This window comes from Albidovulum litorale, assembly GCF_025751495.1.
GTDB lineage: Bacteria > Pseudomonadota > Alphaproteobacteria > Rhodobacterales > Rhodobacteraceae > Albidovulum > Albidovulum litorale.
This window is the reverse complement of the sequence record NZ_JAOWKZ010000001.1, coordinates 233,207-255,819: the sequence shown is the minus strand read 5'-3', so window position 1 is coordinate 255,819 and position 22,613 is coordinate 233,207. Positions and strand designations below refer to the sequence as shown.

Annotated in this window: 24 protein-coding genes and 1 tRNA gene; 14 read left to right on the top strand and 11 right to left on the bottom strand. The window is 62.2% G+C overall.

The window, feature by feature from the left end:
* The first annotated feature begins 64 nt into the window (after positions 1–64).
* Positions 65–283, top strand: coding sequence for an RND transporter (locus tag OEZ71_RS01235; protein WP_263738108.1), 219 nt, complete (start codon positions 65–67; stop codon positions 281–283).
* 399 nt (positions 284–682) lie between these two features.
* Here the strand turns inward: OEZ71_RS01235 and OEZ71_RS01230 are convergent, their stop codons facing one another.
* Genes OEZ71_RS01230 through OEZ71_RS01220 form a run of 3 tightly spaced genes read right to left on the bottom strand, consistent with a single transcriptional unit; the run spans position 683 to position 3,359 of the window.
* A complete protein-coding gene (locus OEZ71_RS01230) occupies positions 683–1,126 on the bottom strand; it encodes a GNAT family N-acetyltransferase (RefSeq protein ID WP_263738107.1) in 444 nt (147 codons plus the stop codon).
* Positions 1,117–1,983 (bottom strand): alpha/beta fold hydrolase, encoded by an 867-nt coding sequence (locus OEZ71_RS01225; protein WP_412175593.1) that lies wholly within the window; start codon positions 1,981–1,983, stop codon positions 1,117–1,119. Before OEZ71_RS01225 ends, OEZ71_RS01230 begins: the two co-directional genes overlap by 10 nt.
* On the bottom strand, positions 1,980–3,359 hold the full coding sequence (locus OEZ71_RS01220; protein ID WP_263738106.1) for a M20/M25/M40 family metallo-hydrolase: 1,380 nt from the start codon (positions 3,357–3,359) through the stop codon (positions 1,980–1,982). Before OEZ71_RS01220 ends, OEZ71_RS01225 begins: the two co-directional genes overlap by 4 nt.
* A 218-nt stretch (positions 3,360–3,577) precedes the next feature.
* Here OEZ71_RS01220 and OEZ71_RS01215 point away from each other — a divergent pair, with 218 nt between their 5' ends.
* Positions 3,578–5,281, top strand: coding sequence for an EF-hand domain-containing protein (locus tag OEZ71_RS01215; protein ID WP_263738105.1), 1,704 nt, complete (start codon positions 3,578–3,580; stop codon positions 5,279–5,281).
* 36 nt (positions 5,282–5,317) lie between these two features.
* Here OEZ71_RS01215 and OEZ71_RS01210 read toward each other — a convergent pair whose 3' ends face one another.
* A complete protein-coding gene (locus OEZ71_RS01210) occupies positions 5,318–6,871 on the bottom strand; it encodes a phytoene desaturase family protein (protein WP_263738104.1) in 1,554 nt (517 codons plus the stop codon).
* A 322-nt stretch (positions 6,872–7,193) separates the two neighbouring features.
* Here OEZ71_RS01210 and hemA point away from each other — a divergent pair, with 322 nt between their 5' ends.
* The 3 genes from hemA (at position 7,194) to ispG (ending at position 10,953) form a co-directional block, all read left to right on the top strand.
* Positions 7,194–8,417 (top strand): 5-aminolevulinate synthase, encoded by a 1,224-nt coding sequence (gene hemA / locus OEZ71_RS01205; RefSeq protein ID WP_263738103.1) that lies wholly within the window; start codon positions 7,194–7,196, stop codon positions 8,415–8,417.
* Between the two features lie 112 nt (positions 8,418–8,529).
* Positions 8,530–9,762: a helix-turn-helix domain-containing protein gene (locus OEZ71_RS01200; RefSeq protein WP_263738102.1), complete on the top strand. Its 1,233-nt coding sequence runs from the start codon at positions 8,530–8,532 to the stop codon at positions 9,760–9,762.
* Between the two features lie 69 nt (positions 9,763–9,831).
* Positions 9,832–10,953: a flavodoxin-dependent (E)-4-hydroxy-3-methylbut-2-enyl-diphosphate synthase gene (gene ispG / locus OEZ71_RS01195; RefSeq protein ID WP_263738101.1), complete on the top strand. Its 1,122-nt coding sequence runs from the start codon at positions 9,832–9,834 to the stop codon at positions 10,951–10,953.
* 46 nt (positions 10,954–10,999) lie between these two features.
* Here ispG and OEZ71_RS01190 read toward each other — a convergent pair whose 3' ends face one another.
* The gene (locus OEZ71_RS01190; protein WP_263738100.1) at positions 11,000–11,497 is read right to left on the bottom strand and encodes a Hint domain-containing protein; all 498 of its coding nucleotides are present in this window, start codon (positions 11,495–11,497) and stop codon (positions 11,000–11,002) included.
* A gap of 170 nt (positions 11,498–11,667) precedes the next feature.
* Here OEZ71_RS01190 and OEZ71_RS01185 point away from each other — a divergent pair.
* Positions 11,668–11,752: transfer RNA gene (locus OEZ71_RS01185), tRNA-Leu, on the top strand.
* A gap of 19 nt (positions 11,753–11,771) precedes the next feature.
* Positions 11,772–13,106, top strand: coding sequence for a trigger factor (gene tig / locus OEZ71_RS01180; protein ID WP_263738099.1), 1,335 nt, complete (start codon positions 11,772–11,774; stop codon positions 13,104–13,106).
* A gap of 99 nt (positions 13,107–13,205) precedes the next feature.
* Here the strand turns inward: tig and OEZ71_RS01175 are convergent, their stop codons facing one another.
* Genes OEZ71_RS01175 through OEZ71_RS01165 form a run of 3 tightly spaced genes read right to left on the bottom strand, consistent with a single transcriptional unit; the run spans position 13,206 to position 15,321 of the window.
* Positions 13,206–13,841, bottom strand: coding sequence for a class I SAM-dependent methyltransferase (locus OEZ71_RS01175; protein ID WP_263738098.1), 636 nt, complete (start codon positions 13,839–13,841; stop codon positions 13,206–13,208).
* Positions 13,842–13,852: 11 nt separating this feature from the next.
* Complete coding sequence (gene pssA / locus OEZ71_RS01170) at positions 13,853–14,626, bottom strand: CDP-diacylglycerol--serine O-phosphatidyltransferase (RefSeq protein WP_263738097.1); 774 nt, start codon at positions 14,624–14,626, stop codon at positions 13,853–13,855.
* A 2-nt stretch (positions 14,627–14,628) separates the two neighbouring features.
* Entirely contained in the window at positions 14,629–15,321 is a 693-nt protein-coding gene (locus tag OEZ71_RS01165; protein WP_263738096.1) for a phosphatidylserine decarboxylase, read from the bottom strand.
* A gap of 192 nt (positions 15,322–15,513) precedes the next feature.
* On the opposite strand from OEZ71_RS01165, the gene OEZ71_RS01160 reads away from it, so the two are divergent.
* Together OEZ71_RS01160 and soxR are read left to right on the top strand one after the other, a co-directional pair.
* Positions 15,514–17,325: an ABC-F family ATP-binding cassette domain-containing protein gene (locus tag OEZ71_RS01160; RefSeq protein ID WP_263738973.1), complete on the top strand. Its 1,812-nt coding sequence runs from the start codon at positions 15,514–15,516 to the stop codon at positions 17,323–17,325.
* A gap of 77 nt (positions 17,326–17,402) precedes the next feature.
* Positions 17,403–17,852 carry a redox-sensitive transcriptional activator SoxR gene (soxR, locus tag OEZ71_RS01155; RefSeq protein WP_263738095.1) on the top strand — a complete coding sequence of 150 codons (450 nt, stop codon included), beginning with the start codon at positions 17,403–17,405 and terminating at the stop codon, positions 17,850–17,852.
* A 29-nt stretch (positions 17,853–17,881) separates the two neighbouring features.
* Here the strand turns inward: soxR and OEZ71_RS01150 are convergent, their stop codons facing one another.
* The 3 genes from OEZ71_RS01150 to OEZ71_RS01140 form a co-directional block, all read right to left on the bottom strand.
* Complete coding sequence (locus OEZ71_RS01150; RefSeq protein ID WP_263738094.1) at positions 17,882–18,928, bottom strand: YeeE/YedE family protein; 1,047 nt, start codon at positions 18,926–18,928, stop codon at positions 17,882–17,884.
* A 21-nt stretch (positions 18,929–18,949) separates the two neighbouring features.
* Complete coding sequence (locus OEZ71_RS01145) at positions 18,950–19,270, bottom strand: ArsR/SmtB family transcription factor (protein ID WP_263738972.1); 321 nt, start codon at positions 19,268–19,270, stop codon at positions 18,950–18,952.
* A gap of 153 nt (positions 19,271–19,423) precedes the next feature.
* A complete protein-coding gene (locus OEZ71_RS01140; RefSeq protein WP_263738093.1) occupies positions 19,424–19,795 on the bottom strand; it encodes a hypothetical protein in 372 nt (123 codons plus the stop codon).
* Between the two features lie 74 nt (positions 19,796–19,869).
* Between OEZ71_RS01140 and OEZ71_RS01135 the strand changes: the two genes are divergently transcribed.
* The 5 genes from OEZ71_RS01135 (at position 19,870) to soxZ (ending at position 22,599) form a co-directional block, all read left to right on the top strand.
* Entirely contained in the window at positions 19,870–20,607 is a 738-nt protein-coding gene (locus OEZ71_RS01135) for a cytochrome c biogenesis CcdA family protein (protein WP_263738971.1), read from the top strand.
* A gap of 18 nt (positions 20,608–20,625) precedes the next feature.
* The gene (locus tag OEZ71_RS01130; protein ID WP_263738092.1) at positions 20,626–21,192 is read left to right on the top strand and encodes a thioredoxin family protein; all 567 of its coding nucleotides are present in this window, start codon (positions 20,626–20,628) and stop codon (positions 21,190–21,192) included.
* A gap of 129 nt (positions 21,193–21,321) precedes the next feature.
* On the top strand, positions 21,322–21,795 hold the full coding sequence (soxX, locus tag OEZ71_RS01125; protein ID WP_263738091.1) for a sulfur oxidation c-type cytochrome SoxX: 474 nt from the start codon (positions 21,322–21,324) through the stop codon (positions 21,793–21,795).
* 36 nt (positions 21,796–21,831) lie between these two features.
* Complete coding sequence (soxY, locus tag OEZ71_RS01120) at positions 21,832–22,251, top strand: thiosulfate oxidation carrier protein SoxY (RefSeq protein ID WP_263738090.1); 420 nt, start codon at positions 21,832–21,834, stop codon at positions 22,249–22,251.
* 18 nt (positions 22,252–22,269) lie between these two features.
* A complete protein-coding gene (soxZ, locus tag OEZ71_RS01115; protein WP_263738089.1) occupies positions 22,270–22,599 on the top strand; it encodes a thiosulfate oxidation carrier complex protein SoxZ in 330 nt (109 codons plus the stop codon).
* Positions 22,600–22,613: the final 14 nt, after the last annotated feature.

Below are 22,613 nucleotides of genomic sequence, written 5' to 3'. Positions count from 1 at the left end.
ATTTCGCCTCAGTGATCAGGGTGCCTCGCCGGTCTAAGCCGAAGTCGTGCGATCGGAGGCATCGATGGAACTTCTCGACAGAATCCCCATAACCATCGCAGTGCTCGCGGCACTGACCCTGGGGCTCGCACCGTTTTTCCCGGAGCCGCATATCTGGGAAAAGCTGAAGATGCTGGCTGCGGGCACGCTGACCCGGCCCATCGACATCTTTGATCTACTGCTGCATGCCGCGCCTTGGGTGGTTCTGATCGCCAAGATCATTCGGATGGCGCTGACGCGCTAAACGAAACGAATAGGCCATATTGCGGAACCAGTTGGTCCGCTTTCGGGACATTGACGGTTGCTCCCTTTCGCCCGGAATCAAGCCGACGGCGCCGGGCGAGCGCCTGCCCGTCCCGGCGGGCTGGCGCTTTGGAGGTCGTGTGCCTCGCATGAGGTCAGAGGAGCTTTGCTGGCATAAAGCGCCCTGCATACCGGTCGCCGCGCCACCCCATGGGCAGGCGCACGCCCGGCTGGCATTGCGAACAAAAGTCGACAACGAGGCTCACTCCGACCCATGCGGTTTTTCTGTCTGGCCAATGGAACGGAGCGCCTGCGGCGCGCGCTTTCATCTCGTCGGCGGCCTTGCGGCCTTCTCCTCGGATTGGCCTTCAGCGGGGTACTTGGACAATGAAGACGCGGGTCAGAGCGTCAGGCGGTAGCGGATATGGCCGTCGCTCAAGGCATAACTGTCATAAAGCGCGCGGGCGCGGACATTGCCTTCATCGGTATGCCAGTAAAGCCGGTGCCAGCCCTTCGCGCGGGCCAGGGCGATCAGGTCGTCGATGAGCGCCCGTCCGGTGCCCTTTCCGCGTTCGGTGTCGGCGACGAAGAGGTCCTCAAGATAACAATCGTCGCCCGGCACCCAGCTTGACGGGTGATGTTGGTGGATGGCGAAGCCTGTGATCCGGTCCCCGCGCAGGGCAAGGCGGGCCTTGAGGGGCGAGGCCGGGTCCATCAGCCGCGCCCAGGTCGCGTCGGTTACGGCCGGGGCGAGGTCGACCGCATAAAAGGCAAGGTATGCCTCCCAGAGGCTGCGCCAGCCGGTTTCGTCTTCTTGGGTTGCGTCGCGGAGTGTCAAGGGCATGTGAGGAAGTCCAGCAGGGCCGAGGCTGTCGCCTCGGGCGTGGTGTCGATGAAGAAATGGCCGCCCGGCACAGCGGCGTGGCGCATATTCGCGAGCCGCCCGGCCCAGCTCTGCGGGACGTCATAGGCCTTCGCCATCGCGCCATCGCGACCGTAGAGGACAAGGCTGGGCACCGCTAACTGCCGATCAAGATCGGCGGCATCCATATCGAAATCGAGCCGCAAAGTGGCGCGGTAGTCGTCGCACATCGCACCTATCGTTGCCGGGTCACGCCATGCCGCGCGGTAGGCGGAAAGCTGGCCGGGGTCGAAGTCGGAAAGCTGTGCCCCGCCCCAGCCAAGCAGGCAACTTTCGAAGAAATAATCCGGATCGGACAGGATCAGCCGTTCCGGAAAGGGGGCCGGCTGTGCGAGGAAGAACCAGTGATAGTAGCTCGCCGCGACCCTGCGGTTCAGATCGGAGAGCAGATGGTGGGTCGGGACGATATCCATGAGCGTAAGGCTGAGAAGTCTGGCCTCATCATCAAGCGCCATGCGATACGCGGTTCGCGCGCCGCGATCATGACCGACGAGGTGGAACCGCTTATACCCGAGATGGGACATGAGCGCGAACATATCGCCGCCCATGGCGCGGAACGTGTAGTGCTCTGCCCCTCGGGGTTTCGAAGACGCGCCGTAGCCGCGCAGGTCGGCAGTCACGACCGTGTGGTGCTTTGCGAGCTCTTGGGTGATCCGGGTCCACAGCGCCCGGGTTTGGGGAAACCCGTGCAACAACAGGACCGGCGGGCCGGAACCGCCGGTCGTATAGGCGATGGTCTGGCCTTCGAGTTCGGTTGTGCCGTCCCGAAACCCCGTCACCAGTTCAGCGCGTCGAGGATGCGCGCCCAGCTGCGGATGCCCTTGTGGAAGCTTTTAACGTCGTATTTCTCGTTCGGCGAGTGGATCGCATCGTCCTCATTGGCAAAGCCGACCAGCATCGCATCCATGCCGAGGATATCCTTGAAGAACCCGGCGATGGGGATCGAGCCGCCCATGCCGACAAAGACCGCCTCGCGGTTCCATTCGTCCGACAGCGCCTTGCGCGCCGCTTCGAATTCCGGGCGGTTCGTGTTCATCACGGCGGCGGGTGAACCCTCAAGGTCATTGTCCCATGTCACCTTTGCATCTGGCGACAGCCGGGCTGCGACATGGGCGCGGATTTTCTCGCGGAGGTCGTCGGGGTCCATGTCGCCCACGAGACGGCAGGTGATCTTGCAATGCGCTTCGGACGGGATGACTGTCTTCGACCCGGCCCCCTGATAACCGCCCCACATGCCATTCACTTCGAGCGTTGGGCGCGCCCATTGCTGGACGAGGGTCGAATAGCCCTTTTCGCCATGGGCCTGAGAATAGCCGACGGAATTCAGGTATTCCTTTTCATCAAAGCCGCAGCTTTCCCACTGTTTCAACAGCGCCCCGGGCACCTCGTGGACGCCGTCATAGAAGCCCTCGACCGCGACGCGGCCCGTTTCAGCATCGTGGAACGAGGCGACGATGCGGGCGATTTCGCGCAGGGGGTTCAGCCCCGGCCCGCCGTAATGGCCCGAATGCAGGTCGATGCGCGGCCCGGTGATGGTGAATTCGTCCTTCAGCATGCCCCGAAGCTGCGAGGCGATCGACGGCACGCCGGGCGAGACCATCGAGGTGTCGCAGATCAGCGCGAGGTCGGAGGTCAGTTCGGCAGCGTGTTCCTTCATGAAGGGGATGAGCGATGGCGAGCCGGATTCCTCCTCGCCCTCAAGGAAGATCGTCAGGTTTCCGGGCAATTTACCATGGATCGCCTTCCAGGCCCGACAGGCCTCGATAAAGGTCATGAGCTGGCCCTTGTCGTCCGATGATCCGCGACCCCGGATCACCTTGCCGTTCGGCGTGTCCTCGATCGCCGGATCGAACGGGTCGCGGTGCCAGAGGTTCAGGGGATCGACGGGCTGGACGTCGTAATGGCCGTAAAACAGCAGGTGCGGGCCATCGCCTTTCGAATGGCCGACGACCATCGGATGACCGGGGGTCGGGCGGGCTGCGGCGTCGAAGCCAAGCCATTTGAGATCGTTCGCCAGCCAGTCCGCCGCCTTGGCGCATTCCGCCTTGAAAGCGGGGTCGGTGGAGATCGACCGAATGCGCAGAAGGCCAAAGAGCCGCTCCATCGCTTCGGGCAGGGTTTCGTCGATCTTGGCGAGGACGGCGTCAAGGCTCATCGGGGGGCTCCTTCATGGTCAGGCGCGACCGTAGCAGGCGTATTGGCGGTGTCCAGTTGTTGCCGTCGGGCCGGCGTAGCGCCCGGTTGGTGCGCCATGCGCCTCTTTCGGTCCTTCTTGTCGCGAAACGAATGCGCATCTTCGAGTGATGAAGCTCCCTTTTGTTTTCAACTGCCGGGTGTCACATTCCCGCCCAATTGCTCCGAAAGGATCGGGACATGATTTCAAGACTTCTATTGCCCACTGTGATTGCGATCTTGTCCGCCGCGGCTCCGGCTGCTGCCGAGATCAAATTCATCCGTCCGGGCGAATCGCCTGCCGAGCAGGTCGCAGAGCCGGAATTGGGGTCGCTTGATCTCGACGCCGTTTACCGGGGCCTCGACCTACTGGACCATATCCGCGCGCGCATGTCGCGCGGTGCGATTGTTGCCGGGCTCGTCAGGAATTTCGCCAAGGAAGATGTCGATGGGAGTCCCGGCATCACCGATGCTGACCGGGAACTGGCCGCACGCGTGGAGATCGCGCAGGCACGCGCCCGTGCGGCCCAACCTTGGGCTGAGAACGACCTTGACAGCGACGGTATCGTTACGCGGGCGGAACTGATGGCCGTCGGCCGGACAAGATATGACGACAAGGCCCGCCGTCAGGGTCTGGGCAACTCGATTGAACTGACCGATGAGCAGCGCGAGGCGCTCGTCCTGGATTATGTCAGCGCCTTCCTCGCGCGGGATTTCGATGGTGACGATGCCGTCACATATGACGAGGCGGTCGCATCGGTAGACGCGGATCGTATCCTGACGCGCCTCAGGACCGAGGGCGGCGCGCTGGATCCGGTCTGGGACGCCGACGGGAACGGAATGATCACCGAGGCGGAGGTCCGGCTGTCTGCGGGCGGGTTGCTCGAACTTATCGACGTCAATGACGACAATGTGGTTGATACCGAAGAGGCGCGGGTCGCCCGTCAGGCGTTTTTCAAGGCCCGTGCGCGGGCGGGCGATCCGTCGCGTGGGGGACGGATCAGGTGCACTTTGCCCGAGGTGCCCCGGTCGGCCGAGGTCGTGATTATTCAGGGCGATTCCGGCGCTGCGGTCACGAACCTGGCTTTTGCGGAACCAAACGACGAGGTGGTCCGCATGGCGGAGGTCATGGTTCCGGACGGTGCGACGGACATGTACCTTATCGCGTCCATGCGGTCACCGACGGTGCTGCGGCTGACAGGGCCGGGCGTCGGACGCGTGAAGGCGGTCATCGGCGTCGCGGCCACCGTCGCGCTGGATGGGGGCGCGGCGGATCTTGCCAATACGCCATGCCACAGGGGATTTCTCGGGATACGGATCGTGGAACCCGGTGGTGTCGCGACGGAATTCGGCCGGGCATTGGGCCGCGACGATCTTCGCGCCGTTGTTGCCAAGCGGTTGGGACGGGTCGATCTCGGTACGTTGACAAACGGGTCGGATGGCCTGCTGGAAAATGACGCCCTGCCGGTCATGATGGGCGACGGGCAGTTCATCGTCGATCGCTTCTTGTCCTTTGATCCCGGCGGATATCAGATGCTTGACCCGGACGACATCCAGTCGACGGTGCCGGTTCGTGCGCGTGATATGCCACCCCTGGAGATCGGACTGATCGTGCTTGCCTCGGAAGGCAAGATCGACTTCGTCGCGCCGCCTCCGGGCTTTCTGTCGCGTAACGTGCCGGAAGGGATCAAACGCATCGTGCCCGAGAATGAGAGTACGGATGGCGTGGTCTGGCAGGATACGCCCGGCGGCGGCAGCCATGCGCGGTTTCCGCTGACGGTGGTGGTGCGGCGTGCCATCGAGCTGCCTGCGGGACTCACGACCGAGCGTGGTGTCCGGCTGATCGTTCCCGATGGTGTACCGAAGCCACGCGGGGCAAAGAACTGGTCGATCCAGAAGAACTAGCGCGGCTGTTCCCCGTGACCGTTTCCCGATCGACGCCTAACCGGGGAGCTGGCGCCACACCTTCGGGTCGATGCTTGCCGCAGCGAATATCCCGCCCCAGAGGGCGCCGGGAATACCGGGGCTCAAGACGTCCTGGCCTGCGAGGATGAGGCCGGGGATAGGTGTCTTTGCCTGAAGTGCGCCGCTCAGGACGCGTTCGGGCGTGACGTCGATCCCGTAGAACCCGCCATGGTGATGTCCGGTGATCGCCGCGGTGGAAAGCGGCGTCGAGAGATTGCGGAAGACCACGAGCTTGGCCAGATCAGGGAAATATCTTTCAAATTGCGCGAAGAGCATCTCCTCGACCTTGTCCTTGAATGCCTTGTAGTCCTCGCCGCGCGCACCCGGCGCCAGATCGGCCCATTCCTTGACCACCGCCCAGTCGGTCCACGCAACGATTTCCCCGGCATATTTTTGGGACGGGCCGGGGTCGTGCTTGGAATCTTTCAACGAGGCGAAAGAGACGAACATGCCCGGAGGCGGCGCGTTGGGTGCGTCAGTCCAGAGGACGTCGACCTTTCCTGTCGGGTACATCCAGTGGTTAGACCGCGTCGCCCCGGCCTCTTCGATATCGCCCTCGAAACCCAGGAACAGGCTGAAATGGGCGACCGAGTGCGGCAGGGCGTTGATCTCGGCGATCCAGTCCCGGTGCCCGCAATCGCGGGGCAATAGCTTGTTCACCGTCTCACGCGCACCGATCGCCGAGATCACCGCGTCGGCGCGGATCTCTGCACCATCGGCCGTCCGTATGCCAATGACCCGCTCGTTCTCGATCAGAAGCGTCTCGACCTTGGTGTCCGCCCGCGCCGCACCCCCGGCCTTGGTGATTGTCGGCAGGATGTGGTCTGCAAAGGCCGCGCCGCCGCCCGCAGGATACCAGGCGCCGCTTTCCAGGTAAGAACCGGTGATCAGGGCATGCATCGCGAAGCTCGCCTTGCTCGGTCTGCCGCCGTGGTCGAACCACTGCGCTGCAAAGGCCGCGGCAAGGTCGGGGTTGTCGGTGATCTCGTCGATCACCTCCTGCGTGGTCCGCGCGCACCAGCGTTTGATGGCGTGGCTGTGCCACCACTTCATTGCCGAGCTTACGATATCCGGCATCGCACGGGTCGAGGTGGCCGTGAAGGCCGCCTGCCGCCCCTCCCTGAGCGCCGCAATCCATGCCTCGATGGCCTCCGCTTCATCCGGGAAGCGGTCCTTGAAATCGCGCTCCTGCGCCGCGTAGGGACGGGACAGGGCGAGGGGCGCGGCGTCGCCAATATGCAGGTTGTCATAGACCGCACCCATCGAAGTGAACTCAATCGGCCTGTCCGACAGCCAGTCCAGAATGTCACGTTCGCGATCGCCCGGCGCGACGCAGTTCAGGTAATGGATGCCTGCATCCCAAGTGAAGCCCTCGATGGAGAAACTGTGGGTCAGGCCGCCAAGAGTCTGGTACTGCTCCAGCAACAGCACCTTGTGCCCGGTCTTTGACAAAGCTGCAGCAGCAGCCATGCCGCCGATGCCGGAGCCAATGACGATCGCATCCCACTTCGTCCCGTTTGGATCAGCCATGTCGGACCTCCCTCGCATCGCGTGGCGTCAGCGAAATGCTGTAAAGATATGGATTAATGACATGGGGTCGGGAACGGCGCCTTGATCGCTATCAAAAGGATAAGGTCACAACCGATGGTGTCGACCTAGTGTGCCGGATCGGAGCGGTCTTGACGTCGCGCCGGGTAATCTGACGCTAGGTTGAGTGGCCGAGGCCCCATGCCGGATCACCCATGCGCGGCAAATTGTACTCTCGCCTTCATCGTTATTGACCTTTATCAAGGAAAAACACGAAGAGGGGCCCTAGGTCTCGTGTGACAGACGAAGAGCCGGGGAGACGGACATGGACTATAACGCTCAGCTCGACGCAGCCCTGAAGCGGTTGCATGACGAAGGCCGCTACCGGACCTTCATCGATATTGAGCGGCAGAAGGGCCAGTTCCCGAAGGCTCTCTGGAACAAGCCGGACGGGTCGCAGAAGGACATCACCGTCTGGTGCGGCAACGATTACCTTGGCATGGGTCAGCACCCGGTGGTGCTGAAGGCGATGCACGAGGCGCTGGATGCAACCGGCGCCGGGTCGGGCGGCACGCGCAATATCTCGGGCACCACGGTTTATCACAAGCGGCTGGAGGCCGAGGTTGCGGACCTGCACCGCAAGGAAGCGGCGCTTCTCTTCACATCGGCCTATATCGCCAACGACGCGACGCTTTCGACGCTGCCGAAGCTCTTCCCGGGTCTCATCATCTATTCCGATGAGTTGAACCATGCCTCGATGATCGAGGGCATCCGCCGCAATGGCGGCCTGAAGCGCATCTTCAAGCACAACGATCTGGCCGACCTGCGCGCGAAACTGGAGGCCGACGATCCGGCAGCGCCCAAGCTGATCGCCTTCGAATCGGTCTATTCGATGGACGGCGACATCTGCCCGATGGAGGCGATCTGCGATCTGGCGCAGGAATTCAACGCGCTGACCTACCTTGATGAGGTTCATGCCGTGGGCATGTACGGGCCGCGCGGGGCAGGGGTGGCCGAGAAGCTGGGCCTCATGGGCCGCATCGACATCATCAACGCAACTTTGGCCAAGGCCTATGGCGTGATGGGTGGTTACATCGCTTCGACCGCGCAGATGTGCGACGCGATCCGCTCCTATGCGCCGGGCTTCATCTTCACCACCTCGCTGCCGCCTGCGGTGGCCGCCGGGGCGGCTGCGTCGGTCAAGCATCTGAAGACTTCCCAGCATCTGCGCGACAAGCAGCAGGAACATGCGAAGATTCTCAAGACGCGGCTTCGTGCGCTCGGCCTGCCGATCATCGACCACGGCACTCATATCGTGCCGGTCCATGTCGGCGATCCGGTCCACTGCAAGAAGATCTCGGACATGCTTCTGGAGCATTACGGGATCTACGTTCAGCCGATCAATTTCCCGACCGTTCCGCGCGGAACAGAACGGCTGCGGTTCACGCCATCGCCGGTCCATTCATTGCAGGACATCGACCATCTGGTGCGGGCTATGGACAAGCTGTGGGCGCATTGTGCGCTGAATCGCGCTGACCTCACGGCGTGAGGTTATCCACAGTCGTATTCCGGGTTGTCCTATGGTATTAATTAAACAATAGGACAGTGATGGTACGACGAATCGTCGGCCTTCGGGGATACCAGGTTACGGGGCAGCAGGCATGATCGGGCGGAGGACTCCTCCTTCGACGCAGGACACGGACAAACCCAAGGGGTTTGACGATTATGAACTGCGGCTCGGCGATGTCATGCGTGGCGAGCGTGCGACGCTTGCGAAATCCCTTCTCGACGTTCAGCGCGAACTGAAGATCAAGGCGAGCTATATCGCGGCGATCGAAAATGCCGATGTCTCGGCCTTTGAAACGCCCGGCTTTGTCGCGGGTTATGTCCGGTCCTATGCGCGCTATCTCGGCATGGATGGCGACTGGGCCTTCCAGCGGTTCTGCGAAGAAGCGAATTTCACGGTTGCGCATGGGATGTCCTCGGCGGCCTCGGGTCCGCGCAAGACGCCGGTGCGTCAGGTTCACTACAGCGACCCGCTTGCCAATCCGAATGCCAGCTTCGTACCGCGCGGTCAGGCATTCATGTCGGGTGTCGAGCCTGGTGCGATCGGCTCGATTCTTGTCCTTGTGGCGCTGATCTGTGGCATCGGGTATGGCGGCTGGACGGTGCTGCAGGAGGTTCAGAAGGTCAATCTTGCCCCGGTTGACGAAGCTCCGGGCGTGATTGCCGAACTCGATCCGCTTGACGCGGCGGGCATTGGTGCGCCGGATCCGCAGGGTGCGGAAACCGATATAGCGCTGATGGATCTTCCGGGGGCGGGCGCTTTGCCCCCTGCACCCGATGCGCTTGACCGGCTCTACCGTCCAGAAACGCTGGATGTGCCTGTACTCGTCGCCCGGGACGGTCCGATTGCCGCGATCGACCCGCAGACGGTCGGTATGCTCGTGGCCGAAATCACGCCGGAAGCTGATGCGGTCCCGGTTGTTGATGTTCCGGCACTCGGGGAAACACCGGTTCAGGTTGTCGCGGCCGATGTCCCGGCGATTGAGTTGCTGGCTGTCCGGCCCGCCTGGGTCCGTGTTCAGGCGAGCGACGGTACGATTATTCTTGAGAAAATCCTTGATGCGGGCGAGCGCTTTACGGTGCCGAAGACGGAAGAGGCGCCAAACCTGCGGGTTGGCGAATCCGGTGCGCTCTATTTCGCTGTCAATGGTGAAACCTATGGCCCGGCCGGTGATCGTGGTGTTGTGACCAAGAATGTGAAACTGTCGGTCGAGGCGTTGAAGGCGAGCTACGTGGTCGCCGATGTCAGCCAGGATGCCGATCTTGCGCAGTTCACGACCGTGGCAGATGCGACAGCGGTTGTGGCACCGGCTGCTACGACGGAGTAATCCGGCAATTGCCCATTCTGGTGCGGCGCTCTATCTAAAGCCCGAGCGTAGCGAGACCCGAGGCCCCCGATGACCCATAATCCGATCCGTCCCTGGCGGAACATCGACCGCCGCAAATCGCGCCGGATTATGGTCGGCAATGTGCCTGTGGGTGGTGACGCGCCGATCACGGTCCAGACCATGACCAATACGATCACCTCGGATGTGAAGGCGACCGTTGATCAGGTGCAGAAGGCCGCCAGCGCCGGGGCAGATATCGTGCGGGTTTCGACGCCGGACGAGGCCTCGACCAAAGCGCTGCGCGAGATCGTTCGGGAAAGCCCCGTGCCGATCGTTGCCGATATCCATTTCCACTACAAACGTGCCATTGAAGCGGCCGAAGCGGGTGCGGCCTGTCTGCGTATCAACCCAGGCAATATCGGTTCCGCAGAACGCGTGCGCGAGGTGGTGAAGGCCGCGAAGGACCACGGCTGTTCGATTCGCATCGGCGTCAATGCCGGGTCGCTGGAAAAGCACCTTCTGGACAAATATGGCGAGCCTTGCCCCGACGCGATGGTCGAAAGCGGGCTCGACCATATCAAGCTCTTGCAGGATAACGACTTTCACGAATTCAAGATCTCCTGCAAGGCCTCCGACGTCTTCCTCGCCGCCGCCGCGTATCAGCAGCTGGCCGAGGCGACCGACGCGCCCATTCACCTTGGCATCACCGAAGCGGGCGGGCTCATGTCCGGCACGGTCAAGTCGGCGGTGGGGCTCGGCAATCTGCTCTGGGCTGGAATCGGCGATACGATCCGAGTCAGCCTTTCAGCCGATCCGGTCGAAGAGGTGAAGGTCGGCTATGAGATCCTTAAATCGCTCGGGCTCAGGACGCGCGGCGTTCAGATCATCTCTTGCCCCTCCTGCGCGCGGCAGGGTTTTGATGTCATCAAGACCGTCGAGGCGCTGGAAAAGCGGCTGGAGCATATCAAGACGCCGATGTCACTCTCGATCATCGGCTGCGTGGTGAACGGCCCGGGCGAGGCCCTGATGACCGATATCGGTTTTACCGGCGGCGGGGCTGGGTCCGGCATGGTCTATGTCGCGGGCAGGCAGGACCACAAACTGTCGAATGAGAAGATGATCGACCATATCGTCGAACTTGTCGAAGCCCGCGCAGCCAAGATTGAGGCTGCGAAAGAAGCCGCCGAATAGGCTTCGAAAGCCGGGGTGGGTGGAAACCCACCTTACACCCTTGAGGTTATTCCGCGGCGATCCGCGCCTCGGTCTCGACGGCCGGGCAGGCCAGTTCCAGACCTTCCGCGTAGACCACCTGTTCGCTGTCGAAGCGCAGTTCATATAGCCGCATCGAGAGCGTCGTGGTGGGGGCGATAAATTCACCATCGGCGAGCCGGGCAATCGGGACCAGCGCCTGATCCTGACCGAAGAGCGCCTCGGCCCGCCAGTCGCGGACCAAAACCTCGGTTGTTTCGGGCAAGACCAGATCTTGCTCGGGCCGGTCGTGACCAAGGGCGCCTGCCTTCACGCAGATCGCGGGACCGGAAAAACGGTGAACATGGACCTCGCGCAGCACGCGCATCCCCTCGCGCGTCACGATCCGGTCGCCCGGTGTCAGGAAATCGACCGGCATAGCCCCGTCGAGCGTCAGCACGACCGTCCCGGCGGCGATACCGCGGCTCGGCGCTTGTACAGCCTCGGCCCGTCCCGCTGCGACATGTTCCCTTGCCATATGTGTCATGGTCATCCCCGTCCTATCCCAAAACCGATGATCGGATCGGAATATGTCAAGATTGCGCAAGCCTGACGCCATTTCCGGGGCGCTTTTTCCGCTCGCATCGCCCAAAGAGTCTTGCTAGAAGGGCGCGGATTTCGGAGGCGGATCTGCTCAGACCCGCCTCTTCGGGCATCGCGGGTGTGGCGAAATTGGCAGACGCACCAGATTTAGGTTCTGGCGCCGCAAGGCGTGGGGGTTCAAGTCCCTCCACCCGCACCATGGATAAAAGGACGAAGGAATGCAGGTCACCGAGACCCTGAACGAAGGTCTGAAGCGCAGCTACACCATCACGGTTCCGGCCGCCGATCTGGACGCGAAAGTCAATGAAAAGCTTCTAGAGGCGCAGCCGGAAGTCGAAATGAAGGGCTTCCGTAAGGGCAAGGTGCCGATGGCGCTGCTGAAAAAGCAGTTCGGCCAGCGCATCCTCGGCGACGCGATGCAGGACGCGATCGACGGCGCGATGAAATCGCATTTCGACAAGACCGGCGACCGGCCGGCGCTGCAGCCGAAGGTGGAAATGCAGGGTGGCGAAAACTGGAAAGAGGGCGACGATGTTGTCGTCGAGATGTCCTATGAGGCGCTGCCCGAGATCCCGGAAGTAGACGTATCCAAGGTCAAGCTGGAAAAGCTCGTGGTGAAGGCCGACGACAAGGCCGTGACCGAGGCGCTGGAGAACCTTGCCAAATCCGCGAAGAATTTCGAGGACAAGAAGAAAGGCACCAAGGCCAAGGACGGCGATCAGGTCGTGATCGATTTCGTCGGCAAGATCGACGGCGAGGCCTTTGAAGGCGGCGCGGGCGAGGATTACCCGCTGGAACTCGGTTCGGGCTCGTTCATCCCCGGCTTCGAAGAGCAGCTTGTCGGCGCCAAGGCCGGTGACGAGGTTGCCGTCAAGGTTTCCTTCCCGGCCGAATATGGCGCGAAGCACCTCGCCGGCAAGGAAGCCGTCTTTGACTGCACGGTGAAAGCCGTGAAGGGTGCCAAGCCCGCCGAGATCGACGACGAGCTTGCCAAGCAGTTCGGGGCCGAAAGCCTTGAAGCGCTGAAGGGCCAGATCACCGAGCGGCTGGAGGCCGAATATGTCGGCGCCTCGCGTCAGGTGATGAAGCGTGCGCTGCTCGACCAGCTCGACAAGCTGGTGAAGTTCGACTTGCCGCCGAGCCTTGTCGAGGCCGAGGCCGGCCAGATCGCGCACCAGCTCTGGCATGACGAGAACCCCGACGTGCATGACCACAATCACGACCACATCGAACCGACGGACGAGCACAAGTCTCTGGCCGAACGCCGGGTGCGCCTTGGCCTCCTGCTGGCCGAGATCGGCCGCAAGGAAAAGGTCGAGGTATCCGATGCCGAGATGACGCAGGCGGTGATGATGCAGGCCCGTCAGTATCCTGGGCAGGAACGCGCCTTCTTCGAATTCGTTCAGAAAAACCCGCAGATGCAGCAGCAGCTTCGCGCGCCGATCTTCGAGGACAAGGTCGTCGATCTGGTCGTCGCGGGCGCCAAGGTGACCGAGAAAGAGGTCACGAAGGACAAGCTCCAGAAGGCCGTCGAAGCGCTCGACGAGATCTGATACGGCACGAGAACTCAACAACCGAAAGGCCGCGCCCGAAGCGCGGCCTTTTCGTTTCTGTGTTCCATCGATCAGCCGGGGGACTTGAACGCCCCGGCTTCAGGCCATCGCTGCGTCTGTTATGCGTTTGCGCTGGCGCAGGAAGGTAAACATGCCGAAGGGTGCGACATTCTGGATCCCGACTGTTTCCAGCGCCCGCTCGCCTAAAACCCGCTCCATGGCGAAATCGGAATGCCAGCCGATGATATTGGCCAACGGCGCAAAAAGCCGTTCCAGCGCGGCCAGCAACCCCTTTTCGCGGGCGAAATGATTGACGATCAGCACCTCGCCGCCGGGCTTGCAGACCCGCGCCATTTCGGAAAGCACGCGTTCCGGTTCCGGCACCACTGACACCAGATACATGGCCACCACGGTGTCGAAATGACCGTCCGGAAAAGCCAGCGTGCGCGCGTCCATCTCGGAAATGCGGGTGACATGGGTCAGACCCTTCTCGGCAACCTTTTCGCGCGCCTTGTCGAGCATATCGGGCGACACGTCGATGCCGGTGATATCCAAATGCGAGTGATAGCGGTGAAGCGACAGGCCCGTGCCAACGCCAATCTCCAGCACCCGGCCCGAACGGCTGTTGATGTAATCGACCATCCGCCGCCGGCCGGGCCGCGTGATCAGACCGAATGTGTAATCGTAGATCGGGGCCCAGTACTTGTAACTGGTCTTGACTGCGGCGAGTTCCAATTCTGTTCCTTTCAGTCGGCCGGGCCGCGGCGGCGGGCCGCGAGAACCTTGTAAAATGAAAAGATAAGGGAAAGAATGTAGATCAGTCCGAGCAGGATCAGTGACAGCCAGAACCGGGTTAGCAGTACACCGATAATCAGTGCCAGAGCGATCAGGATCAGGCTCGTCCGCTCTTTTGGAACGCGCAGTGACTTCGGTGAAAAGGTGGGCAGGCGGCTGACCATCAGAAGGCCGACCACACCCAGGTAGAACCCCGTCAGGAACGGGTACTTCGCCGGGTCAAGCTCGGTCTCGAAAGCGAGAAAGACCGGCATCAGCGCCATCATCGCGCCCGCAGGCGCTGGAACGCCCACGAAATGCGCGGGCGGTTTGATCCCGGTCGTGACCGCCTGATTTTGGGCGACGTTAAAGCGGGCCAGCCGCAGGCAGGTGCAGCTTGCGTAAAGCAGAACGACAACCCAGCTTCCCATTCGTTCGCTGTTGGCCAGCGCAAATTGGTAGACCAGCAGCCCTGGCGCCACGCCGAAGTTCAGGAAATCGGACAGGGAATCGAGCTGCGCGCCGATATCGCTTGTCGCCTTCAGGCGCCGTGCCAGAAGCCCGTCGAGCCCGTCGATGACGGCCGAGAAGATGATAAGCCCGACGGCCATCTCGAAATTGCCCGCCAGCACGAAACGGATTGCGGTCAGCCCCGCGCAGAGCCCGATCATCGTCACCATGTTGGGCACCAGCGCCAGGAAGGGCTGGGTGTCAGAGTCGCGGTCGTGGCGCGGCTGATCGTTCATGCCTACCGCACCGCCCCGGCCCGGGCCGGTTCATCGCTGACCAGATCGGCCAGAACTGTTTCACCCGCAATGGTGGATTGGCCCACCGCGACAAGTGGAGAGACACCTTCCGGCAGGTAGATGTCGAGGCGCGAGCCGAAGCGGATCATGCCAAAGCGTTCGCCGGTTCCGATAGCCTGGCCTTCCTTTACTTCACAGACGATGCGCCGGGCGACGAGGCCCGCGATCTGCACCACGCCGATGGCGCGGCCATCCTCCATGCGGATCGTGAGGCCGTTTCTTTCGTTGTCCACGCTTGCCTTGTCGAGCGAGGCATTGAGGAACTTCCCCGGCCGATAGGCGATTTTTTCGATGCGGCCTGCGATGGGGGCGCGGTTCACATGGCAGTTGAAAACATTCATGAACACCGCGACGCGTGTCATCGGGTCTGTCCCGAGGCCGAGTTCTTCGGGCGGGGGAAACGCGCCGATCATCTGCACGACGCCATCTGCGGGCGAGATGATCAGCCCTTCGCGCACTGGTGTCACGCGGTTAGGGTCGCGGAAGAAGTAATAACACCAGACCGTAAGGCCCACGCCGATCCAGCCAAGCGGCTGCCAGATCAGGAACAGAACCAGCGTAACCGCCGCGAAGATACCGACGAAGCGGTATCCTTCCCGATGCATCGGCTTGATGAAGGTCGAAAGCATGGTCATGGGCGGGATCGATTCCTTTCCGGATCTGCGCGCCCCTTTTGCAAGGATTGGCACGGTTTCGCAACTGTGGACATCCCCGGAGGCAAGGATCTGCGCAGCGGAAATGGCATACATTACGGATGGGCCGGAGAGACCACGATGCGTCGCCGGGAGCCGTTGACGCCGCGCATCGGGCCGGGTAGCTGGGCGGCCATGGCACGCGCTCCGCTTCTTCAGCTTTCCGGCATCTCGCTGACTTTCGGCGGGAACCCGGTTTTCGACGGGCTCGACCTGACCGTTCAGCTGGGCGACCGGGTCGCTTTGGTCGGCCGCAACGGATCGGGGAAATCGACCCTCATGAAGGTGATGGCGGGGCTGATGGAGGCCGATGCCGGGTCCCGTGTCGTGCCGCCGGGCGTGACCGTTGGGTATATGGAGCAGGAACCGGACCTTTCGGCCTTTGAGACTTTGGGCGACTTTGCCGCGTCGGGCCTGCCGGAGACCGAGGCCTACAAGGTCGCGGTCGTCGCCGAGGGTCTGAAATTCGATCCTGCCACCAAGGTCTCGGCCGCGTCGGGCGGTGAACGCCGCCGCGCCGCGCTCGCCAAGCTGCTGGCCGAGGCGCCGGAGCTGATGCTGCTGGATGAACCCACGAACCATCTCGACATTCAGGCCATCGGCTGGCTGGAAGCCGAACTTAAGGAAACCCGCGCCGCCTATGTCATCATCAGCCACGACCGCGCCTTCCTGCGGGCGTTGACGAAGGCAACGCTCTGGATCGACCGGGGCGAGGTGCGGCGCAACGAAAAGGGCTTTGAGGCGTTCGAGGACTGGCGCGAGACAGTCTGGGCCGAGGAGGACCTTGCCCGCCACAAGCTGGAACGCCGGATCAAGTCCGAAGGCCGTTGGGCGGTGGAGGGCATCTCGGCCCGGCGCAAGCGCAATCAGGGGCGGCTGAGGGCGCTTCAGGCGATGCGGGCCGAACGCGCGGCGATGATCCGGCGTCAGGGCACGGCCGATCTGGCGCTGGAGAGCGGCCAGACTTCAGGCAAGCTGGTGATCGAAGCGAAAGGGATTTTAAAGGCTTTCGGGGAAAAGGTGATCCTGAAGCCGTTCGATCTGAAAGTTTTGCGCGGCGACCGGGTGGCCTTTGTCGGCCCGAACGGCGTAGGCAAGACGACGCTTCTGAAGATGCTGACCGGCGAGGTGGCGCCGGACAGTGGCAGCGTCCGCCATGGCACGAAACTCGAAATGGCGGTTTTCGACCAGGCGCGGGCCACGCTCGATCTGAACATGACACTTTGGGACGGGCTGGTAAACGATCCCGATATGGCGGTCTCGGGCCGGTCCGATCAGGTCATGGTGCGTGGCACGCCCAAACATGTCGTCGCCTATCTGAAAGACTTCCTCTTCGACGAGGCGCAGGCGCGGGCACCTATCGGGTCGCTTTCGGGTGGCGAGCGCGCGCGGCTTCTTCTGGCGCGGATCATGGCTAAGCCGTCGAACCTGCTGGTTCTGGACGAACCGACCAACGATCTGGATGTCGAGACGCTGGACCTTTTGCAGGATATTCTTGGCGACTATGACGGAACGGTGCTGCTGGTCAGCCACGACCGCGATTTCATCGACAGGGTGGCGACGACCACCATCGCGATGGAAGGCGAGGGGCGCGCCATCGCTTATGCGGGCGGCTGGGCCGATTATCAGGCGCAGCGCGGCGAGGTTGCGACGGCTCCGAAGCTGGCCAAGGTTGCGAAACCCGTCACGCCAGTAGCGCCAAAACCGGTGAAGACATCGCAGGGTCTGACATTCACCGAACGGCACCGGCTGGACGCTTTGCCCGGGATCATGGAGCGGCTGGAGGCGGAGATTGGCAAACTGTCGGATTTCCTGTCGGACCCCGACCTTTTCCACAAGTCGCCAGACAAGTTCCGCCGTGCTTCGGAAGGGCTTTCCGAACGTCAGGCGGCCCTTGCCGCCGCCGAGGAGGAATGGCTGATGCTTGAGGAAAAAGCCGGATCGTAAGCCGCTCTGGCCCTTCGCGTGTTGCTTCCGACCATTCCTCAACTAAACTTGAGGTCTGGCGGAGAACCGGAGGCGAAGTGGAGAGGGAACTGACGATTGGCGCATTGGCGCAAAGAACCGGTCTTTCGGTGACGGCGATCCGGTTTTACGAGGAACGCGGGCTTGTTCGACCCGGTCGCAATGCCGGGGGGCAGAGACGCTTTGCCCGGTCGGATATCAGGCGGCTTTCCTTTGTGATGATCGCCCAGCAGCTTGGCTATACGATCGCCGAAATCGGCGCGCGACTGGCGGAACTGCCCGAGGGCCGCGCACCGAATCTGCGCGACTGGGAGAAGATGGCGCGAGGGTTTCGGGCGGAACTCGATGCGCGGATCGCCCTCATGCAGGATTTCCGCGACCGGCTGGACGGATGCATCGGCTGCGGGTGCCTCTCGCTTGAACGCTGCGCTCTCTATAATCCCGACGACGAGGCCGGGCTTAAAGGCGCCGGTCCCCGTTATCTGATGGGTGAACGGCCAAGCGGTTGATTGCCTGTGTTCGGCGCTCGCCTGACCGGTTAGTCGGGTTGGAAGCCCCCGATGAGTTGCCTTAGTCCGAACAGCCCTCCGGCCGCGATTGCGGCCAACGTGACCGGGGCGGAGACGGCAAGTGTTGCCATGGCAGTCACGCCTTGACCGACAGAACAGCCGAGCGCCAGGGTGCCGCCGATCCCCATCAGCGCCGCGCCCGAGACCTGACGGCCAAGTTCGCGCGGGTCCTCACAAGCCTCCCACCGGAAAAGCCCCCGGATCGTGGACCCGGCAAAAGCGCCGCCGAGGACGCCCGCGACCATGCCGACCGAAAAGCTGATGCCGCCCGCGGTCGAGGTCATGAAGAATATGATGGTTCGGCCGAGGGGCGCGGTGAAAGACGGGCCTTCGACCCCGATCTCGCCAAAGCTCTCGTGCCATAGCCAGGTCGTGCCGACAAAACACCAGACGACCGCCAGTCCCGCAGCTACGCCCCAAACAATCATCGCCGGTTTTTGACGAAGTGGCGCATGGACGAGGGCCCAAGACAACGCGGCCAGACCGACGATAAATGCAAAGATCAAAGGCGGCAGGCCGGTCCGGGCCGCCAGCCAATGCGCGATGCCTTGCGTCGCCGTGGCATCGTTTTGCGGAAAGATCGCGGCCCGCAACGGGGCAAGGGGGCCGGAAAGGGTGACGAAGGCGAATATCCCGATCACGACGACAACGACGAGCGACCGCAGATCGCCGCCGCCAAACCGCACGAGCGCGCCAAAGCCGCAATTCCCGGCCATCGCCATGCCGTATCCGAAAACCAGCCCGCCAAGGATCGACGCAAAGGGGTTCCAGCCGATCGTGTGATAGAACGTCTCGGTCGGTGCGGCGAGACCCGCCGCCTCGGCAAGGAAGGTGCCGATGATCGCCACGCCAAGGACGATTCCCCAAAGCCGTAGCCGCCGCTGGTCGGCGCCGTAAGCCGCGCTTTCCAGCGCGCCAAGCGTGCAGAAATCGCCAAGCCGTGCCGCGAGGCCGAGAATTGCACCTGCGCTGAGGCCGACAAGGGCCGCCAGAACGCCCGGTGGTAACGTCTCCATTCCTGTCTCCTCCCCGAGACTTTATTTTAAAGGGTCATTACAGAACAGGTCGTTCAGAAGCCCCAGCACCCGTTCCGTCCGCTGATCATTCAGTGAGTAGTATATCACCTTTCCATCGCGCCGGGGACGGACAAGTCCTTCAAGCCTCAACCGTGCCAGTTGCTGGCTGACCGCAGCCTGACGCGAGGCAAGGAGGGTTTCAAGCTCTGTCACCGACTTCTCGCCGTCGATCAGATGGCAGAGTATGGTCAGCCGCCCCTCATGTGCGAGCGCCTTGAGGAAATTGGCGGCCTCGTCGGCGCGCGGACCTAGATCGTCCGCGAGCGTCGGCCCGCAGCGCATGTCACCGGCTGTCGGGCCGGTGAGCGGTTCCCGGTCAGAAGGCAAGGCCACCTGCTAAACCCGAACGCGGGGGACCCGAAGTCACGTCGTCGGTCAACCAGCCGGCATCACCGACAGGCGCGGGCAATCGCGTCAGAAAAACCAAAGGCTTACTCATTCTGTGTCCTTCCGTTCGAACTGGCCGGTGTTCTCCATCATCTGCCCGAGAAGCCCCCAGAAGAAATCCTCGCCCGGATAGCCGTCGATACGGCCAACCTCACGGCCGTCTGCAATCAGAATAAAGGTCGGGGTGAAGACAGGTCGGGGACCGATCTCAACATCTGAAGGGTAGGGGCCGCGTAAATGCACGCGCTCCAACGGAGCTGTCTGCCCCTCTGGGGTTTTCGGATAGATCGGCGCGATGACCCGGTCCCATTCGGCACAATAGGCGCATCCGTCCTGCTCGACCATGAGCAGGCGCAGGTCCGCCATGGCCGGAGATGCGACCAGCAGAGCGGCCAGAAACGGTATGAGGGCGATACGCATGGTTGACGCCTTCGGCTTTACATATAAAAATCGTAATATGTTTTTCTGTTACCGGCAAGGCGAGGGTTCCCGTGCTGATCGATCCGACATTCGGCGGTGCCCTGCTGGCTGGTATCCTCTCGTTCCTGTCGCCCTGTATCCTTCCGATGGTGCCATTCTACCTGTGCTACATGGCAGGCATTTCCATGGCCGAGCTGCGGTCGGATGCGACGATCGCGCCCGGCGCGCAACGGCGACTGATTCTGTCGGCCATCGCCTTCGCCCTTGGGGTGACGACGATCTTTGTCCTTCTGGGTATGGGCGCAACCGCGCTCGGGCAGGTGTTTCGGGAATGGCTGAGGCCGCTGTCTTATGTTGCGGCCGGCATCCTGTTTCTGTTCGGTCTGCATTTCCTTGGCATTCTGCGCATTCCCTTTCTGTACCGGGAAGCCCGCATTGAGGCGAAGGTTGAACCATCGACCATGCTGGGCGCCTATGTCATGGGGCTTGCCTTCGGCTTTGGCTGGACGCCCTGTGTCGGACCCGCGCTGGCTGCGATTCTCATGGTGGCCTCGGGCCTCGATACGATCTGGCGCGGCGCGGTGCTTCTGTTCGTCTATGGCATGGGTATGACCGCGCCCTTCGTTCTGGCGGCGGTCTTTGCCAAGCCGTTCCTCGGCTGGATGAACCGTAACCGCCGCTATCTTGGCCATGTCGAGAAGATCATGGGCGTCATGCTGATCGCCTTCGCCATCCTGATCGCCACCGGATCGGTCAACGCAATCGCGCAATTCATGATCGAGCACATGCCCTGGACGACGAAATTCATATGATCCCAACTGGAGGATAGAATGAAACGCCTCTTCGCATCTCTTGCCCTGTCGCTGGCCGTGGGCATGCCCGCTGTGGCCGTGGAACTTGGCGATGACGGGCTGCATAAGCCCGACTGGCTGCGCAATACGTTCAAGGATCTGAGCGAGGACCTTGCCGAAGCCAATGCCGAAGGCAAGCGGCTGATGATCATCGTAGAGCAACGCGGTTGCCTCTATTGCACGCGGATGCATGAAGAGATCTTTCCGGCTCCCGAGATCGACGCCCTTATTCGCGAGAACTATTTCGTCGTGCAGATGAACCTGTTCGGTGATGTCGAGGTCACCGATTTCGACGGTGAATCCCTGCCGGAAAAGGACATGGCGGTAAAATGGGGTGTCGTGTTCACGCCGACGATGATCTTCCTGCCCGAAGATGTCCCCGAGGGGAAGACTGCGGCCGAAGCCGCCGTCGTGATGATGCCCGGGGCGTTCGAAAAGGGTACGACAGCGGCGCTCTTCACCTGGGTCAAGGATCACGGTTATGAATCCGGTGAGCATTTCCAGAAATACGTCGCCGACCGCGTGAATCAGAAATCGTCGAACTAAGCGCAATCGTACCGAACCGGCCGGACCAACATTTTTTACATGCACATATTCATTCAAATGAATTTTATGTTGCGTGCGACAGCATGCCTCAGGTAGTGTCCGAGTCGGGAGAGAACAGGGAGGACTTTGATGAAGCGCCAGATACTCATGGGCCTGCTCCTGCCGGCACTCGTCGGAACGGCCGCAATGGCCGAAACCGCGCCGGCCGAGGTGGCCTACGAAGAAGGGGCGGTGGCCCAATCGCTGACGGGAACGCCGGGTAACCCGGACGAAGGCGCAAACGTCATGTCAAACCGCGGGTTGGGCAACTGCGTTGCCTGTCACGCCGTTTCGGCGATGCCGGATGTCGCGTTCCAGGGCAATGTTGGTCCGTCGCTGGACGGTGCCGGGGATCGCTGGGAAGAAGCCCAGCTTCGCGGCATCGTGTCGGACGCGAAGATGACCTTTGATGGCACGATCATGCCGTCGTTCTACAAGGTCGGCCCCTATATCCGGCAGGGCGATGCCTTTACCGGAAAGGCCTTTGAAGGCGAATTGCCGCCGCTTCTGACGGCCCAGCAGATCGAAGATGTGGTGGCCTACCTGATGACGCTCAAGGAATGAGCGGGCAGGTCGGACACAGAGGATAAGGAGCAACCAATGACGATAACAAGACGAGACGCGCTCGCGATCGGCTTCGGCGGCCTGGCTGCCGCAGCGCTGCCGATGCCTGCGTTCGCCGCGACGGTCGAGGAGCTGATTGCAGGGTTCTCGGGCGGTGCAGAGATCGGTTCGGGCGGCCTGACGCTGACCGCGCCGGAAATTGCCGAGAACGGCAACACGGTGCCCATCGGTGTCGATGCGCCCGGGGCAGTGTCGATCATGATCCTTGCCACCGGCAACCCGACGCCGCCGGTCGCGACGTTCAACTTCGGCCCTGCTGCCGGATCGCAGGCCGCCTCGACCCGCATCCGTCTGGCCAAGACGCAGGATGTGGTCGCACTTGCCAAGATGGCGGATGGTTCGGTCGTGCAGGCAACGTCTACGGTCAAGGTCACCATCGGCGGCTGCGGCGGCTGAGGTCAGGGAGAGAACAAGATGGCAAAAGACGTAAAACCCCGCGTGAAGGTTCCGAGCTCTGCCGCTGCCGGTGAGGTGGTGACGATCAAGACCCTGATCAGCCACCCGATGGAAAGCGGCCAGCGCAAGGACAGCGACGGCAATCTGATACCGCGCTCGATCATCAATCGGTTCACCTGCGACTTCAACGGCCAGAACGTCGTTGACGTGACGCTGGAACCGGCGATTTCGACGAACCCCTATATCGAGTTTTCGGCCAAGGTTGATGCCACGGGCGAGTTCAAGTTCACCTGGTACGACGACGACGGCTCGGTCTACGAGGATACGAAGCCGATCGAAGTTGCCTGACGCGAACGGGATGA

Bases quoted from the DNA above. Each gene is read 5' to 3' on its own strand.
- OEZ71_RS01150 (WP_263738094.1), bottom strand. From the start codon at position 18,928: ATGGAGACGTTACCACCGGGCGTTCTGGCGGCCCTTGTCGGCCTCAGC.
- OEZ71_RS01160 (WP_263738973.1), top strand. From the start codon at position 15,514: ATGGCACGCGCTCCGCTTCTTCAGCTTTCCGGCATCTCGCTGACTTTC.
- OEZ71_RS01230 (WP_263738107.1), bottom strand. From the start codon at position 1,126: ATGCCCTTGACACTCCGCGACGCAACCCAAGAAGACGAAACCGGCTGG.
- OEZ71_RS01235 (WP_263738108.1), top strand. From the start codon at position 65: ATGGAACTTCTCGACAGAATCCCCATAACCATCGCAGTGCTCGCGGCA.
- soxX (WP_263738091.1), top strand. From the start codon at position 21,322: ATGAAGCGCCAGATACTCATGGGCCTGCTCCTGCCGGCACTCGTCGGA.
- OEZ71_RS01165 (WP_263738096.1), bottom strand. From the start codon at position 15,321: ATGACCATGCTTTCGACCTTCATCAAGCCGATGCATCGGGAAGGATAC.
- soxZ (WP_263738089.1), top strand. From the start codon at position 22,270: ATGGCAAAAGACGTAAAACCCCGCGTGAAGGTTCCGAGCTCTGCCGCT.
- OEZ71_RS01210 (WP_263738104.1), bottom strand. From the start codon at position 6,871: ATGGCTGATCCAAACGGGACGAAGTGGGATGCGATCGTCATTGGCTCC.
- OEZ71_RS01190 (WP_263738100.1), bottom strand. From the start codon at position 11,497: ATGACACATATGGCAAGGGAACATGTCGCAGCGGGACGGGCCGAGGCT.
- pssA (WP_263738097.1), bottom strand. From the start codon at position 14,626: ATGAACGATCAGCCGCGCCACGACCGCGACTCTGACACCCAGCCCTTC.
- OEZ71_RS01200 (WP_263738102.1), top strand. From the start codon at position 8,530: ATGATCGGGCGGAGGACTCCTCCTTCGACGCAGGACACGGACAAACCC.
- OEZ71_RS01140 (WP_263738093.1), bottom strand. From the start codon at position 19,795: ATGCGTATCGCCCTCATACCGTTTCTGGCCGCTCTGCTGGTCGCATCT.
- tig (WP_263738099.1), top strand. From the start codon at position 11,772: ATGCAGGTCACCGAGACCCTGAACGAAGGTCTGAAGCGCAGCTACACC.
- soxY (WP_263738090.1), top strand. From the start codon at position 21,832: ATGACGATAACAAGACGAGACGCGCTCGCGATCGGCTTCGGCGGCCTG.
- OEZ71_RS01215 (WP_263738105.1), top strand. From the start codon at position 3,578: ATGATTTCAAGACTTCTATTGCCCACTGTGATTGCGATCTTGTCCGCC.
- OEZ71_RS01220 (WP_263738106.1), bottom strand. From the start codon at position 3,359: ATGAGCCTTGACGCCGTCCTCGCCAAGATCGACGAAACCCTGCCCGAA.
- ispG (WP_263738101.1), top strand. From the start codon at position 9,832: ATGACCCATAATCCGATCCGTCCCTGGCGGAACATCGACCGCCGCAAA.
- OEZ71_RS01130 (WP_263738092.1), top strand. From the start codon at position 20,626: ATGAAACGCCTCTTCGCATCTCTTGCCCTGTCGCTGGCCGTGGGCATG.
- OEZ71_RS01145 (WP_263738972.1), bottom strand. From the start codon at position 19,270: ATGCGCTGCGGGCCGACGCTCGCGGACGATCTAGGTCCGCGCGCCGAC.
- hemA (WP_263738103.1), top strand. From the start codon at position 7,194: ATGGACTATAACGCTCAGCTCGACGCAGCCCTGAAGCGGTTGCATGAC.